The sequence below is a fragment of the Photobacterium sp. S4TG1 genome (genome assembly GCF_036040035.1).
Lineage (GTDB): Bacteria > Pseudomonadota > Gammaproteobacteria > Enterobacterales > Vibrionaceae > Photobacterium.
On the sequence record NZ_JAYXUH010000010.1, the window covers coordinates 60,611 to 75,854 of the forward strand.

At 36.7% G+C, this 15,244-nt stretch carries 14 protein-coding genes and 1 pseudogene; 11 read left to right on the forward strand and 4 right to left on the reverse strand.

The genetic code is table 11. From position 1 onward, the window contains the following. Nucleotides 1–102 precede the first annotated feature (102 nt). From VXS03_RS12735 to VXS03_RS12755, 5 genes are all read left to right on the forward strand, one after another. Entirely contained in the window at nt 103–2,082 is a 1,980-nt protein-coding gene (locus VXS03_RS12735; RefSeq protein WP_327764124.1) for a HAMP domain-containing methyl-accepting chemotaxis protein, read from the forward strand. 59 nt (nt 2,083–2,141) lie between these two features. Then, a complete protein-coding gene (locus VXS03_RS12740) occupies nt 2,142–3,440 on the forward strand; it encodes an ABC transporter substrate-binding protein (protein ID WP_327764210.1) in 1,299 nt (432 codons plus the stop codon). 164 nt (nt 3,441–3,604) lie between these two features. Beyond that, a complete protein-coding gene (locus VXS03_RS12745; RefSeq protein ID WP_327764125.1) occupies nt 3,605–4,270 on the forward strand; it encodes a response regulator transcription factor in 666 nt (221 codons plus the stop codon). Between the two features lie 15 nt (nt 4,271–4,285). Further along, nucleotides 4,286–5,677, forward strand: a complete 1,392-nt coding sequence (locus tag VXS03_RS12750; RefSeq protein WP_327764126.1) for an ATP-binding protein — start codon at nt 4,286–4,288, stop codon at nt 5,675–5,677. Nucleotides 5,678–5,988: 311 nt separating this feature from the next. Continuing rightward, nucleotides 5,989–7,518 carry a cytochrome c peroxidase gene (locus VXS03_RS12755; RefSeq protein ID WP_327764128.1) on the forward strand — a complete coding sequence of 510 codons (1,530 nt, stop codon included), beginning with the start codon at nt 5,989–5,991 and terminating at the stop codon, nt 7,516–7,518. Between the two features lie 66 nt (nt 7,519–7,584). Here VXS03_RS12755 and VXS03_RS12760 read toward each other — a convergent pair whose 3' ends face one another. Both VXS03_RS12760 and VXS03_RS12765 read right to left on the reverse strand, forming a co-directional pair. Further along, on the reverse strand, nt 7,585–8,418 hold the full coding sequence (locus VXS03_RS12760) for a helix-turn-helix domain-containing protein (RefSeq protein WP_327764130.1): 834 nt from the start codon (nt 8,416–8,418) through the stop codon (nt 7,585–7,587). Between the two features lie 101 nt (nt 8,419–8,519). After that, nucleotides 8,520–9,335: a GNAT family N-acetyltransferase gene (locus tag VXS03_RS12765; RefSeq protein ID WP_327764131.1), complete on the reverse strand. Its 816-nt coding sequence runs from the start codon at nt 9,333–9,335 to the stop codon at nt 8,520–8,522. A gap of 192 nt (nt 9,336–9,527) precedes the next feature. On the opposite strand from VXS03_RS12765, the gene VXS03_RS12770 reads away from it, so the two are divergent. From VXS03_RS12770 to VXS03_RS12785, 4 genes and pseudogenes are all read left to right on the forward strand, one after another. Continuing rightward, nucleotides 9,528–9,914 carry a transposase gene (locus tag VXS03_RS12770; protein WP_327764133.1) on the forward strand — a complete coding sequence of 129 codons (387 nt, stop codon included), beginning with the start codon at nt 9,528–9,530 and terminating at the stop codon, nt 9,912–9,914. Nucleotides 9,915–9,944: 30 nt separating this feature from the next. Then, nucleotides 9,945–10,532 carry a Mobile element protein gene (locus VXS03_RS12775; protein ID WP_327764134.1) on the forward strand — a complete coding sequence of 196 codons (588 nt, stop codon included), beginning with the start codon at nt 9,945–9,947 and terminating at the stop codon, nt 10,530–10,532. Between the two features lie 410 nt (nt 10,533–10,942). After that, nucleotides 10,943–12,334, forward strand: a complete 1,392-nt coding sequence (gene mdtD / locus VXS03_RS12780; protein ID WP_327764135.1) for a multidrug transporter subunit MdtD — start codon at nt 10,943–10,945, stop codon at nt 12,332–12,334. A gap of 257 nt (nt 12,335–12,591) precedes the next feature. After that, a pseudogene (locus VXS03_RS12785) lies at nt 12,592–12,702 on the forward strand (arginase family protein); the annotation flags it as partial. 50 nt (nt 12,703–12,752) lie between these two features. Here the strand turns inward: VXS03_RS12785 and panB are convergent. Continuing rightward, nucleotides 12,753–13,544, reverse strand: coding sequence for a 3-methyl-2-oxobutanoate hydroxymethyltransferase (panB, locus tag VXS03_RS12790; protein WP_327764136.1), 792 nt, complete (start codon nt 13,542–13,544; stop codon nt 12,753–12,755). A gap of 248 nt (nt 13,545–13,792) precedes the next feature. On the opposite strand from panB, the gene VXS03_RS12795 reads away from it, so the two are divergent. Together VXS03_RS12795 and VXS03_RS12800 are read left to right on the forward strand one after the other, a co-directional pair. After that, complete coding sequence (locus VXS03_RS12795) at nt 13,793–14,203, forward strand: hypothetical protein (RefSeq protein ID WP_327764138.1); 411 nt, start codon at nt 13,793–13,795, stop codon at nt 14,201–14,203. A gap of 148 nt (nt 14,204–14,351) precedes the next feature. Then, nucleotides 14,352–14,783: a GNAT family N-acetyltransferase gene (locus VXS03_RS12800; protein ID WP_327764211.1), complete on the forward strand. Its 432-nt coding sequence runs from the start codon at nt 14,352–14,354 to the stop codon at nt 14,781–14,783. 179 nt (nt 14,784–14,962) lie between these two features. On the opposite strand, the gene VXS03_RS12805 is transcribed toward VXS03_RS12800, so the two are convergent. Beyond that, nucleotides 14,963–15,193 (reverse strand): PAS factor family protein, encoded by a 231-nt coding sequence (locus VXS03_RS12805; RefSeq protein ID WP_327764212.1) that lies wholly within the window; start codon nt 15,191–15,193, stop codon nt 14,963–14,965. Between the last annotated feature and the right edge of the window lie 51 nt (nt 15,194–15,244).

A 15,244-nucleotide genomic window follows, 5' to 3' on the forward strand; every position in this document is an offset into this window, starting at 1 on the left:
GATATTTTTTTATTTTAGGCGGTGAAATAATTATATTGAGCGGCTATCCATTATTGATGCAGTTATTGGTAATGGCTTCATTCCTTTTCAATAGAGTCAGGTATGTCACTCTCAATTGTTCAACGTACTATTGCTGGTTTTTCTTTAATGCTGGTACTTATTCTCATTCTTGGTGGAATAAGTTATGGCAATACCGATAGAATCCATAGCCGGTTACAACATGTTACTGAAGTCTCTACACCTATGGTTATTTCAGCAAGTCAATTATTGGCAAGTTTGCGAGAAAATCAATTGAAGGTAATTGACTATCAAACAACAACGAATATTGATGTGCTGGCTTTAAAAAAGGCAGATGTTCAAAAAGCAGAGCATAATTTTAGATTTTTAGAACAACAAGCACAGCTTTATGCGGTTGACTCAAGAGCTAAAACTGAGTTAACGACGGCATTATCGGCAGCCAATGCTTTTTTTGCTTCATCAAATATTGCTATTGAACGTTATAATCAATGGCTGGCCGTTAAGCGCCAGCACCAGCGATTAAACCTCGAATTTATCCATCTTGAAGATACTTACCAATCAGCGGCTAATCTTCTTATTCAAAGTGCCAGTCATAAACGTTCATTACGCAATCGTGCTGAGTTAATTTCCAGTGGTATTAGTCGTGATTTAAAAAATGTTCGACGTGCAAATTCTCAAACTGATCTTAAAATCTTGTCTGCAGTGCTCGTAAAAGATATTGAGATGGCAACTCAAGGTATTGCAAGGATTGATATCGCATCAGATGTTAAAGCAAGGTATAGCAAAAACTTAAACCGTGTTTATGCGCTTACATTAGGGGCGAATAGCATGTTAGAGGTAATGGCAAAGCAGCATAACTTAGCCTCACAATTAGCCTCATTAAATGAAAAATCAAATCAACAGGTAACGGCGACTCAGCAAGCATTAACTTCTTATATGGAATATGCACAAACTAATGCTAAAGCGAGCCAACAAGCGGCTGATGAAGCGGCAAATCAAGCAACATTGAGTATCGTTATTGCGGCATTGATATCGGCTGTTATTGCGTCAGTTATTGCTGTTACTACCGCAAAAAGTATTCATACGCCGTTGGTTAGAATTAATTCAGTTTTAAAGAAGATGACAGACGGAGATATGACTCAACGTACAAATTATCGTTCTCGATGTGAATTTGGTGCGTTATCTCGATCTATTGATCAACTATCAGTGAGTATGGCAGATATTCTTGCTCAGATACATGTTGGCTCTGCACATTTGGTATCAGAAGCGGCCAAAACTGCCACGACTAGCGAAAAAGCCATGAATCGAGTTGAAGACCAAAAATCACGCACAGATCAGGTTGCGGCCGCGATTTCAGAGTTGGAAGTGAGCGCAAAAGAAATCTCACGTTCATCAGAGCAAACGGTGGCAGAAGTGGATGAGGTTAATCAAGCAGCACAACAAGGACGAGAATTGGTATTAACGAGTCGAACGATTACAGAACAGCTTGCAGTAGAAATGACAGAGGCTGTTGCTATTACTCAAAAATTATCTGAATTTTCAAATAATATTGGCAGTATTTTAGGTGTTATTCGTAGCATTGCTGAACAAACTAATTTATTAGCACTTAATGCTGCGATTGAGGCGGCAAGAGCGGGCGAACAAGGTCGTGGTTTTGCCGTTGTTGCTGATGAAGTACGTGCACTAGCCAATCGAACTCAGCAATCAACTGAAGAAATTCAACGAATGATAACCAATTTGCAGCAAAATGCATTGCAAGTATCACAAGTTATGACGCGCTCACAAATACAGACTGAACAATGTGTTGAGCAAGCCCGATCGACAGATGTTGCTTTACAGACAATCGTTGATCGTATGCATCTTATTTTAGATATGGCGATTCAGGTTGCTCATGCGACAGAAGAACAAATTTCTGTTAGTCAAGATGTTTCTGAGCATATTAACGGTATTGCGGCTGTTGCTTATAACGCAGAAAACGAAGCGAGAGAATCAGCTCAAAGTAGTGAAGCACTGTCGCAACTAGCAGCGCAACAACGCCAATTGATTGAACGTTTTAAGGTCTAATTATGCAAAACTCACATATTGTTAAACGTACACGTTCAACTTCTAATCGCGTCATTAAAATGGTATGCGGTGCAGTGTTATTTATCCCAAGTTTAGTGTTGGCGAATACACAATCAATTAGCGGTCAGGTTATTATTGATTCTTGGCGTAACGATAATGCTATTTGGGATAAAACAATCATTCCAGCGTTTAATCAGCATTACCCTAATATTAAAGTGATATACCGATCGCCAGCTGATCCGTCGACATTTAATCAACAGTTAGATAGCGATCTCGCACAAGGCACTGCCGGTGATCTTATTGCTTGTCGCCCATTTGATGGCTCACTGGCACTTTTCAAGCAGGGGCATTTTAGTGATATAACTGAAATGCAGGGCATGGAGAATTTTCCCAGCTTTGCGTTAGGCCCATGGCAAACAGATTCCGGTGCTCAAACATTTTGCTTACCTATGGCCTCGGTTATTCATGGTTTTTTTTACAATAAAACTATTTTTTCTGACTTAAAACTTCAAGTGCCAACAACGACTGCTGAATTTAAACATGCACTTGAGAAAATCAAATTAAGTCAGCGTTATATTCCCATCGCTTTAGGGACTAAAGATAAGTGGGAAGCGGCGACAATGGGATTTCAGAATATAGGCCCTAATTATTGGCAGGGCGAAGACGGACGTTTAGGCTTAATTCAGGCGCAAGCACGTTTTTCTGATAGCCCATATCTGAACACTTATCGCGCTTTAGCCAGTTGGACACCATATCTGGGCAATAACTACCAGCAACGCAGTTATGCAGAAGCTATTGAGTTGTTTAAAAAGGGGCAAGCTGCGATTTATCCAACAGGTTCGTGGGATATCTCTACTTTTGCAAACAGTGTCGATTTTGGTGTTTTTCCACCTCCTGTCGTTAACAAAGGAGATGAATGTTATATCAGTGATCATACCGATTTGGGGATGGGGTTAAATACTAAATCAGAACAAAACGTAGCAGCAACCGCATTTCTACAATGGATGACAACCGCCGAGTTTGCTGAGTTATTAACAAACGGTATTCCTGGTTTTTTCTCATTATCTAATCATTTTTTTGATGTCAAAAATCCTATTGCCAATGAAATGATGACATGGCGTAACAGTTGTGATTCTACCATTCGTAATTCAGCTCAAATTTTGTCTCGCGGAAAACCCGATTTTGAATTGCAATTATGGGAAACCAGTGTGGGAGTATTAAATGGCACTATGTCGCCAGAAGAAGCGGTAATGACGGTACAAATGGGCCTAAATAGTTGGTATCAACCACAGCGTGAAGCAAAAACATTAGCCGAAATGTGCCAAGCACTAACGCCACTATCATCGACTGTGCCATAACCTATATCGACTAATACATTGTCGTTAATATGGAGGAAATTGTGTCAACAATCACTTATTGATCTGATGCTTGTCGTAGAGAATAACGTGATTGTTGATACATGGTTGATATATACAGGGTAGGCATATTACTATGCCGAAGGTTTTCTTTTGGATAATTTATTGTGTCAAAAATATTAGTTGTTGATGATGATATACAGTTGTGTGAATTACTCACTGAAGTGTTAGAAGATGAAGGTCATGATGTTAGTTGTGTTCATTGTGGTGAGTCAGCGATTGAGTATCTGCAAAATAAAGGCGTTGATCTAGTATTGCTGGATGTGATGTTACCTAATCTTGATGGTATGCAAGTTGCGCGTCGTATTTGTCAGCGTTTTGCGACCCCTATTTTGATGTTAACCGCATTAGGTGATGAAGCAACTATGCTTGATGGTTTACAAGCAGGAGCCGATCATTTTATTACGAAACCTTTTAAAGTTCCTGAATTATTGACGCGTATTAGTGCCATTTTACGGCGTGTAGGACTTGAACGTCAGCGTCATACTATTCGCTGTGGTGAAGAAAATATGGCGCTGGAAATGTCACGTCTGCCCTTAACGAGCACTGAAGCGGAATTATTAGATTATTTGATCAAGCATGACGGAATTGTGGTATCAAAGGCCGAATTACAAAAACAAGTGCTTAAAAAAGAATTAAGCCCATTTGACCGCAATCTCGATATGCATATCAGCAATATTCGTCGTAAGATTGTATTAGCCGGAATGTCTAAGCTGCATATTAAAACCGTACGTGGTCGAGGGTACAGTTATACCGAAAGTGTTAACCATTAATTAAAGGATCATCGAGTGGAAAGCCTTTCCCAGCGTAAAAAATGGTATAAACCGCATCAACAACATGGTTTGGTTGTACGGCTTTTTTCGTATTTTACCATTAGCTTATTATTAATTTTGTTGCTACAGAATTTAGCCGAAATTGCTTTGGTTAAAACCATGCTGCACGTACCAATGAAAGTACAGCAAAATATACGAGTAATGGCAGAGCAAGCCCAGCAGTTAATTGATACTGGTAATCAACAACAATTGGGTCAATGGGAAAAGCAACAGCCTTATTATTTATTTGTTCTTGATAAGAATCAACATGAAATGGGGGATAGAAAAATGCACCCCCATTTTGCTTTTAAACTGAGTTATGCCCGTGGAATTAATGCTATTTTAGATTCGCGTGTTAACCAACCTATTTTTGCGATCCCTTTAAAAAATGGCAATCAACTGATGGTGCAATTACCATCTCAATTACATCCTGCCAAATATTTTTCATTTTATTTTGGATTAATTCAGGTCGTGATTGCCACATTAATTCTGTTGATGTTTTCATTTCTTATTGCTCGTTATTTACAGCGTCCATTAAATACTTTGCGAGAGGCGAGCCGTAGCCTTGCGAGCGGTGATTTTTCTGTAAGGGTCGCCAATACAGTGAGCGATAGCACCGTTGAATTTAAGTCACTTGCCGCTGATTTTGATGAAATGGCTGAAAAAATTCAGATGCTATCAGAACGACAACGTCGCCTTATTCGAGATGTCTCACATGAGTTACGTACTCCATTGGCTCGTCATAATTTATCATTACATTTAATGAGAAAGCGGGTTGCATCGGAACATCAACACCTTGTAGATAGATTAGAACGTGAAGCTGAAGAGATGAATCAATTGGTCAATGAAATTTTAGAATTTAACCAACTTCAAAATACCACCGATAATGCGCAATTGATTCCAATTGATGTTGAGAGTTTATGTTTGACGACCGTGCCAGATATTGAAGCGTTATTAGGTGCGCGACAGACATTTACCGTTAATATTGATAATAATATGCCACTGGTGCGTGGTGATAGTCGTTTAATAGTAAGAGCTGTTAGCAATTTACTGGGTAATGCGATGAAATATGCGGGTGAAAATGCTCATATTAGTCTTATTACAGCGCTGGTGGATGTCAATGGACAACAATTTGTACAACTAAGTGTTGAAGATGATGGTCACGGTATTGCTCAACAACATCTTAAAAGGATTTTTGACCCATTTACTCGTATTGAAGGCGCGCGCGATAAACAATCTGGAGGGTATGGGCTCGGTTTGGCCATTGTTAAGGAAGCCATGACAGTGATGAATGGTACTGTGACAGCTAAAAATCGACAACCGCACGGTTTAATTATTCAGTTATTGTTACCCGTAATGGATAAATAACAAAATTGCTTAAATAACTATTATTTATCGAATCAAAAACAACCGCTTATACTTTAGGTTTTATAGATTGATAATGTCGTAATTAATCTATTTTTTAGATTGGTAGTATAAATATCACTCTGTTTTTCAATTGAAAATAAAGAGGTATTATTTTTGAATTTTTATGATGTGTAACTTTTATTAATACCACAAAATGTTTTTATTTATGATGTTGATTTATATCAATATATTGGTTTGTTTATAAATTATAGATTCTTGATTATTCTGTATAGGTATATATTGCCGAAGGAAGTTCTCAACAGAGTAATATCATGAATAATAAGAAATATATAAAAAAAGCAATTGTGAGTGCGATAGCATTAGGTATTGTTGGCTACGGCGCAATTGTGTACACCGTACATAAAGAAGATGTTAACTTAGCCAATAAACGTTTAGATGCTTTATCATTACATAATATTGATGATTTATCAGCGCAAGCAATGCGGTTGTTAGCTGAAAAAGGGTGTGCGGATTGTCATACACTTAATAGCCCATTACCGTTTTACGCTAAAGTATCTGGTGTGAAGCAGACAATGCAAGCTGATATTGATAAGGCTAACCAATCGTTTGAACTTGCTCCCGTAGTCAAAGCCGTTGAGCAACATCAAGCTGTAAATCAAGTCGCTCTTGCTAAGTTAGAGTTTGTTCTTAACAATAACTCAATGCCAATTCCTAAATATTTAGCGATACACTGGCCATCAGCATATCTCAGCAGTGCTGATCGACAGTTGTTGTTAGATTGGATCAAACACCAACGTCAACAATATTATCCAAACCCAACCGCAGCACCACAGTTTAAGAATTTGGCGATTCAACCAATTCATACCGTATTTAAAACAGATCCAGCGAAAGTTGCATTAGGGTTATCGCTTTATAATAATATTCACTTATCTGCTAATAATAAGTATGCGTGTTCAAGTTGTCACTCTATCCACACCGGTGGTACAGATAACTTACCAACCAGTTTAGGTATCAATAATCTTGATGATCCTATGAATGCACCCACAGTTTATGATTCTGCATTTAATATGAGTCAGTTCTGGAATGGTCGTGCTGCAGATTTAGCGGCGCAAGCGGCAGGCCCTATTTTTAACCCTGTCGAAATGGGTTCAAAAAATTGGGGTAATATCATTGCTAAATTGAAACAAGATCCTCAATTAGTTAAATTATTTGATGCTTCTTATAAAGATGGTATGACTGGTGCAAATATTACAAATGCGATTGCTGAATATGAAAAAACGCTGATCACACCTAATAGCCGTTTTGACCAATATCTAGAAGGTAACCTGAGTGCCTTAACGCCTGAAGAAATTGAAGGCTTTAAGTTATTCCTAAAAACAGGTTGTCAAACTTGTCACGTTGGTCAAAGTATGGGCGGGCAATCATACGAGAAGATGGGTGTTTACAGTAGTTTCTTTGCTAATATTAAAGGTAAGCATCTTGAAGGTGATCAAGGTCGTTATCTAGTTACTCATAATGAAAAGCAAATGCATTACTTTAAAGTACCTAACTTACGCAATATTGCAATAACAGGGCCTTATTTCTCTGGTGGTCGCGCTGCAACATTATCTGAGGCGGTTAGTGCAATGGCGAAATATCAGTGCAATACTGATTTTACCCCTCAAGAAACTAAAGCTATGGTTGCATATTTAAAGACGCTAACGGGTGAATATCAGGGTAAGACGTTAACTAACCCTAATTGTCATGATGTAAATGGTCAGCAAGTGTGTAGTAGTGCAAAAGATCAAGTTTGGAAACAAGTGACAGGACGTAAACTGCCTACCGAAATGCCGCTTAACTAAAATTCATATTGATTGATGATAGCCGCCACGTTATATGGCGGCTTTTTTGCTTTTGGACTTAAAATATTAGGTTTTTACGCCACCATAAATATCAATAGTCAGACCTCGTTTTAATGCATATTTTTGAGGAGTAAGACCAATCTGTTTTTTTAGATAGCGGATAAGATGAGGTTGATCACTAAAGCCAAATTGAACGGCAAGATCAGCCCAATTGATGCCACTACTTTTACGTTGATATAAATGCTCGAGCATTGCTTCTAGTTTCGCCATTGCTTGATATTGCTTTAGTGTTAGGTGTGTTACACGGCGAAAGCTTCTTTCTATTGTTCGTTGTGAACAGTGTAATTTTCCTGCTAATTCAGAAATGGGTGTTGTTTCTAATTCAGTAAAAACGCGACGAACAAGCTGGCTATGTTGATCATCACGTACATCCTTAATCCAAGCTTGCAAATAGTGCTCTAATTTTTTAATACAATGGATGGGTTGTTTTCTTGCGAGCTCAAATAAATGACTAATAAGAGCCTGATCGATTGTGATTAATTTTGTTAACTCCAGTGGTTCAACCACATTTATCGATGTTATAGCACTCGTAAGTCGAGAAAAAGAGTAGAGTGCTCCTGGTCGAAATTTAATTCCAATATGAGTAAAGGGCTTTGAGTGATCAAGCTCAAATGTATGCTGATGGGGATTGAGTAAATGAGATCCCATTCCCGAGTAAACTTGCTGTTCATGGGTGTAAGAATACTTATCTAATGCTGGTGAAAGAATCAAGTGTGCAGAAGGATCTGGATTAAGTTTAGGAAAACTATCACGATCTGATATTACGGTTTTTTCAATAAACCAATAACACTCGATAAACATATTTAATTCATCGGATGCAGGAATAATCCAATTCAACATTATTTTTCTTAGATAAGTACAATATTAATTACACTATAGATGAACTTATGTTTTGATAAAATAAGTATCTTTTTTTGAAATGAAGTTCATTAGTATGGCTGTTATTTAAACTGAATTTGAGTAATTCGATGTTTGGTTACCAAGCCCGCCGCAGAGATGGCTTTTTGTGCGCCAATATTGTCTATTTCTGTTGAGCAGATAGGGATTAAACTTTGCTTTTCAGCAATTGAAACTAATGAACGTATAACTTCTGTTGCAATACCTTTTCCTCTAAAATTCGAGTGTACAATTATGCCTAAGTCAGCGTAACCTGATTGGTATTGATCAAACTTTCTACATTCTCCAGATGCAATTAGCTGGTTATTTTTCCAGTAACCGAACAGTTCTTGACGTGAAATGAGCCCCTTAAAATAACCGGTCAACCATTCTTTAGGCGCGCCAATTGCCATTACTGCGAAATCGATAAATATATCAAGCTGTTCTGTTGTTGCTATCGTTAATGTCACATCTGAAGATCTTTGAAAGGCTTTATGTTGTGTACCACAATACATTAGAGAATGTACTATTACAGAAGCAGCATTATCTAAACAAAGCGAGAGAAAATGAGGTTCTGCTGTACTCACGAATGCTCCAGTAATAGATCTTATAATATGATTATTTTTTTGTGTTATAGATAAAAATAGCTCTGATGGCGAAATTTTAGCAACTGGCGATAGATAGTATTGTAATAAATAGCCTTCACTATTGATGCAACAGTAACCGACAAGTGAATTGTTTTCATAAAACCCAAAATGTTGAGACATTGGAACAAAGCCAAAATGCCACATACCATCTAGAGGCGCTGTTGTTTGTGCAAAATAGTGTTCTTTAAATTGCTCAATTGTTGCTATTGATTCGATTTTTTGAATATCTAACATTGTATTATCTCGTTACTTCTAAGGTGTTTTATTACATTTCGCTACTTAATGAACTGAATGATATTTATATTTAAACTGCAAAGATTGAACAAAAACGACAGCATCAGAGAAAAAATATAAATGGACAGCCATATTCTTCACATAAATAATGAGCGACTACAATTAAGCTTCATGTTGCTTATGGTGGAAGAAATGACAATTTCAAGACGGAAATTGATAGAGCCTCAAATCACCCCTTTTTATCATGTGATTAATCGCTGCGTGCGTCGTGCTTATTTGTGTGGAGATGACCCATACAATGGTAAAAACTACCAACACCGTAGAGGATGGATAGTAAATAAAATCAAACAATTAGCGACAGTGTTTTGTATTGATATTTGTGCTTATGCTGTGATGAGTAATCATTATCACCTAGTGCTTAAAATAGATATTGAACAACAACAAAAGCTAACGCCAGAAGAGGTAATATCACGTTGGTTACAGTTATTTAGTGGTCATCCTATTGCTGTGGAATATTTAAAAGAGGGTCAAATAGCAGCAGAGAAACAACAAGCGCTATCAACGTTAGTGGCGGAATAGCAACAACGGTTAGGCAGTATTAGCTGGTTTATGCGTTGTCTTAATGAAGAAATCGCACGAAAAGCCAATAAAGAAGATCAATGTAAAGGTGCATTTTGGGAAGGACGTTTTAAGTCTCAAGCTTTGTTGGATGAAAAAGCATTATTATCTTGCATGATGTACGTTGATTTAAACCCAATCAGAGCAGGCATTACACCGTCACTAGAGCAATCAGATTTCACTTCAATTCAACAACGTATTCGAGAATATCACCAAGTAAAATCCACCTCTAAACAAGTACCAACAAGTGATCACTTTCAACTTTTACCTTTTGTTAGTGGTGAGCATAAAGCTAAAAAAGCAGGAGTTAATGTCGCTTTTGCCGATTATCTTGAACTTATTGATTGGACTGGTCGAGTTATTCGAGATGATAAAAAAGGGTTTATTGCATCTAATCAACCAAGAATTTTGCAACAAATGGGTATAACAACAGATGCTTGGCTTGAGCATAGTGAACAATTTATGGAACATTATGCCAATGTGAGCGGTAAATGGTCTCAAATGTGTGCCTTCAAACAACGCGTTGGTGGGCAGTGGTGCAAGGGAAAATCAGCAAGCCACCAGTTACACCCAAGTTAGCAACTTGCTTATTATTAGTTTTTAAATACCGCAACCATGGTTTGGTATGTGGACATTGTCGATCCTCTCTCACTTTGAAATGTTAACTTTAAATGTGTTTTTAGATAATGGGTAGTAATTGAAGTTATTAAATTTAAAATTCAGCACAAAGTGATCAAGTCGTGGGGACATTCTTTCTAATAAATGATGATAGGTATCATTGTTGTCAGAATGAAAAGATATGGCTGTCCAATAATGGTCAAATAATAATGATGTTGTGCTAGGTAATTGAGACTTATTCATCTTAAGTTAAGTTGGTTCTGTTATTCTTAATCGATAGAAGTGTTTATTTCCCCCTTGCTGCTGTTACACATCATTAAGACTAAGCCGTCATCATGAGGGATATCACCATTGCTTTAAATGAGGTGGATATGACGAAGGTGACTCAATCGGCATCGCAAATAAAATGGTTACCATGGATTGCAGGTATAGCCTTTTTTATGCAGACTTTAGATGCCACAATCATAAATACTGCAATTCCATCACTGGCTGCAAGTTTACATCAATCGCCACTTAATATGCAGTTAACGATTATTAGCTACACGTTAACGGTGGCAATACTTATTCCTGTCAGTGGCTGGTTAGCGGATAAATTTGGTACTCGAGTTATATTTTTATGGGCCGTAGGGTTATTTACTCTTGGTTCATTAGCATGCGGTTTATCAACTACGCTCTTACAACTTGTCGTCGCACGAGTATTACAAGGGATTGGTGGGGCAATGATGGTACCTGTCGCTAGATTGGCATTACTGCGGTGCTATCCGAGAAAAGATTTTGTACGTGTATTAAATTTAGCAACAATGCCGGGCTTAGTTGGGCCAGTTGTTGGACCATTATTAGGCGGTTTATTAGTAACCTACGCGAGTTGGCATTGGATTTTTTTGATTAATATTCCGGTTGGTATTATAGGCTTATGGATAACTAAGCGTTATATGCCTAATCTTACCGCAACAACGTCCCATTTTGATTGGTTTGGCTTTATATTATTTGGTTTTAGCTTAATTTGTATGTTAGGTGGAATTGAATTATTTGGGAATCAATCTGTATCAATTTTATTTCCAATATTAATCTTACTAGTCGGTGCATTATTATTATTCGGTTATGGTTGGCATGCTTTTAACAATGAACAGGCATTAATTCCTTTATCTTTATTTAAAACTCGTACATTTAAAATTGGTATTCGCGGTAATATTTTATCGCGTTTAGGTACTGGTGCTATTCCTTATCTGGTGCCACTGATGTTACAGGTGGGAATGGGAATGTCTGCATTATATGCAGGGTGTATGATGGTTCCGTTAGCTATTGGTGCTTTATTTGGAAAATCTTTCGTTGAGAAAGTTCTGCATCGATTTGGTTATAGAACCACATTAATGTTAGCGACTGTCATTATTGGTGTTATAACTGCTGCATTTGGATTTGTTTCTAATCAGTTATCGTTGTGGTTTGCGGTGCCGTTGTTGTTTGGGCTTGGTGTGGTGCGAGCAACGCAATTTACGTCAATGAATACTATTACTTTAGCTGATTTAAATGACCAAAATGCCAGTGCGGGTAATAGTGCATTAGCAGTAACACAGTTATTAGCAATTAGCCTCGGTCTTGCTGTTTGTTCTTGCATATTAAAACTATTTAATTCATACGGTTATGGTGATTCAATTACCCATTTCCATCAGACTTTTATTTCTATTGGTCTACTAACAATTTTCTCTGCATTAACTTTTTTATCGTTAAAAAAAGGTGATGGCGATAATTTAATAAGTAAATAATGCATGTTCACTCCCATTTATTGCGATGTAATATTTACGAGATCGCTTAATTTTGATGTACTTATTAATAATGAAGTTAGAATAATTACATCATTTTCAAATATAGTATTTCGTTTATATATTATAGTCATACTTTGATTATCAATATTTTAAAGGGAATCAAGAAGGAAAGAGATGTACTTCGCTCAAAATAAAAAGACTTGGCTGTTCATCTATTATTCTAATTTATATGGCTGTCCACTTTAGCTTTAGTTTCTAAATTTATTGGTGCTGATTTTGTTGAGTATATGTCAGAGCTTGATGATAATGGAATATCTAAAGAATTAATGATAAAGCTTATTGATGCTGTATGGGGATTTCGGTCGTAAAGATTCAAGAAATAAAACCGATATGATTAATCGGTTTTAAATTGTTTATTTTAGAAACTGTGGTTGTCATCAGGGAACGCGTGTTGTTCCACTTCTTCACGATATTTTGTTACAGCCGCTTCAATTGACCCTGTTTCTGCGAGGAAATTCCTTGAAAAACGTGGAATATAATTAGCTGACACACCTAAGATATCGTGCATAACTAAAACTTGGCCATCGGTATCTTTACCTGCACCAATACCAATTACTGGAATATTGAGTTCATCTGTAATTTGTTGGGCTAATTTAGCCGGTACGCATTCTAGCACTAACACCTGAGCACCTGCTTGTTGTAACTGTTGAGCATTTTCCATTATTTCTGTGGCTTGTGCTTCCGTTTTTCCCTGAACTTTATATCCACCATATATATTAACAGCTTGTGGCATTAAGCCTAAGTGTGCACAAATTGGTACAGCCCGTTCTGTTAATATTTTAACGGTATCGATTAACCAACTACCGCCTTCAACTTTTATCATATTAGCTCCAGCTTTCATTAGCTTGGCGGCTGATTCGCATGCTGTATTAGGCGTGTGATAACTCATAAAAGGTAAATCTGAAATAATAAATGCATTTGGGCTGCCTGCTCTCACACATTGTGTGTGGTAAACCAAATCATCAACACTGACATCGAGTGTTGTGGTTTTTCCTTGTATAACGGAACCAAGGGAATCACCGACAACCAATACTGGTATATTTTGTGATTCAAAGACCTTTGAAAAACTTGCATCGTAAGCGGTGATTGCTGCAAATTTTTTACCTAATACTTTCCAATTATTTAAATCTGAAATGGTGATTTTTTTCATTAGTCATTCTTTTTTGTGTTAAAAAAAATGATGCTAACATGTCTTAATGTGTGTATATATTTCAATTAAGACAGAGCGCATTTGCTATGTGACAGCTTAATATGTGTTATCCATCTTGTTTTTATTCTATATGTATAATATTTGTCAAAGCAAAATTAAGTATCGAGATATTAATAAATACGTGTTTATTTTTACTAAGGTAATGTATATGTTTTATTTTTATTCTAGTAAGTTTAGGGGAGTAATATATGAAAGATAAAATAGTTAAATTGGGATTTATCGCTGCTGCCATGATGAATATCGGTGGTGTGTTAATTTTTTCTCGTTTATTTACTAATGCAGTTATTAATGATTTTGATCCTGTTGTTATGTCCAATTTTGGGTTGTTAATGATTGTTATCTGGGGATTTGCATATTTAGGTGCGGCGTCAATAACATCTAACCTAAAGTGGTTGGCCGGGGCATTTGTTATTGAAAAATTAGTTTATGTAATATCGTGGATCTTTTGGTTTAGAGGTCATAATCTGAGTGCCGTTTATGATCAAGATTTATTTGCAGGTATATTTTATAGTATCTATGGTGCTAATGATTTTGTGTTTATGGTTTTTTTCTTGTGGGTGTTTTTTACACAAACTAAAGCATTAAAACCAATAGTATAATGTTTTATATGCGCTGTATTTTCAATTTTAATCACTAGATTTCATTGAGTATTCTATGTTGCCTGAATTGTAGACATCTATACTGAATGTCGTTAGAATTTTTCTTGCTATTAAGTACAAAAATTTCATTCATTAAAGAGAAAATATGATGATTGTCGAAAAGGCAGTTCCAGACGATTATGCAGAAATGCTGAGTGTTTGGGAAAATTCAGTTCGAGCAACACATGATTTTATAACAGAAGCTGATATTGCATTTTTTAAACCAATGATCATTGAACATGCTTTTCCTGCTGTCATATTGGAATGTATAAAAAGTAGCAATGGTTCAATTCTCGGTTTTGTGGGTGTCCATGATTCAAAAATTGAAATGTTATTCATTCTAAATGAAGCGAGAGGGCAAGGTGTTGGTAAACTGTTATTGCAACATGCCACTGAACAGCTAGGTGCAACCCGCGTTGATGTGAATGAACAAAATCCATTAGCGATTGGTTTTTATGAACACATGGGGTTTAGTGTTGTTTCACGTTCGCCTATTGATGATATGGGTAAACCATTTCCCATCTTGCATATGACACTGTAACGTTTAATGTCATACCATATATTCGTAAGAAGAAACGCCTAAGGCTAATAACCTTGGGCGTTTCCGTATGTAGTCGATACGTTTCAACAATACCACACAATGATATTGTTTTACCTGAGAGCTTTGTTTCCCCAGCTAAATAGTGATTACTTTTTATATTGTTATTAATCTTCGTTAATTTATTTTTCAGGTGTCTCAAGCGCTTTAATAGCGATATTAACTGTGTTGTTAATATCAGCATTATTTTCTAGCATTCCTGAGCTTGCAGGCCCTAGTGCATTTGAATATAAGTCGCGTTGCTTGTTTAAGGGTAGATCTAATTGGTCGTATAAATTTTGACGGATTTTTGCATGTTGTTCTGGTGCATTGTTTGATAGATCGACCAAAGTATCATAAATAAGATTAGCGATGTTATTCATAGTAACTCCTTAATTACTTAGTCGTTTATAGTTACGTTATAT